The 987-nt window shown below is 49.0% G+C and carries 1 protein-coding gene; it reads left to right on the top strand.

Annotation, left to right across the window (positions count from 1 at the left end; all coding sequences use genetic code 11):
- Positions 1–83: 83 nt before the first annotated feature.
- Positions 84–857 (top strand): substrate-binding domain-containing protein, encoded by a 774-nt coding sequence (locus tag ACSZO1_RS22480; protein ID WP_437616603.1) that lies wholly within the window; start codon positions 84–86, stop codon positions 855–857.
- Positions 858–987 lie beyond the last annotated feature (130 nt).

The raw sequence follows: 987 nt of genomic DNA on the forward strand, positions 1-987 counted from the left end.
GTTCCGGCAGCCTTCAGTGGTCTTTGCAGAGTTAAGACAGACGGCTTAGCGTTGCACTTCGAACTTGAATCCGCCAGGCGCTGGTGGAACAAATTAATCAGTTTTCTCCCTTCAGGCTGAATCTGCGTTTTCATCTGTTTGAGAATATCAGCGTGCAGGAAGTGAAACGCTTAATGCTGAAATGCGCCAATGACAGTTATGGCATTATCCTCAAAGCAGAGAACAGTCCGGTGCTGGTGCAGACTATCGCAGAGTTGCAGAAATATCGTCTGCCGGTGGTGACCATTGTGACCGATATACCTGCCAGTAAACGCCTTCGTTATGTCGGCATGGATAATCAGTCAGCCGGAAAGACGGCGGCCTATTTAATGTCACGCTGGCTGCGTGATGAAAAAAGGGATATTGCGGTGGTGCTCGGCAGTAAACATTTCCTTGGTGAAGAAGAGAGAGTTCAGGGATTTTGTGATGGCCTGCGGGAAATGGCGCCGCAGCTTAATCCGGTGCGTATCAGCGACGGTTACGGTATTGATGCCCCTACATTTCTAGCGGTGAAATATGCCCTGCAAAATAATCCGGCACTGGGTGCGGTTTATTGCGTTGGCGGTGGCAATGCCGCTATTCGTCGCGCATTCACCGCGGCTGCACGTGATATTAAAGTGTTTATTGGTCACGATCTGGACGATGAGAATTGCCGATTAATTCGCCATGGTCAGCTGGATGCAGTCATTCAGCATGATTTGCAGGAAGATGCGCGCAGTATTTTTCGTACTCTGCTGACATTCCATGGTTTTATTCCGGCCTCGGATAAACCGGAGGTGTTCTCTAAGGTATCGGTGATTACGCCTTATAATTTATGAGGCGCTGAATTCAGCGACGAAGGCAAATATCACCTTATTTTTGTTAAGGCTATGTGGCGGATTCAAGTTCGAAGTGCAACGCTAAGCCGCCTGTCTTAACTCTGCAAAGACCACTGAAGGCTGCCGGAAC

It is taken from the genome of Erwinia sp. V71, from assembly GCF_965644245.1.
In the GTDB taxonomy this organism is placed as follows: domain Bacteria; phylum Pseudomonadota; class Gammaproteobacteria; order Enterobacterales; family Enterobacteriaceae; genus Erwinia.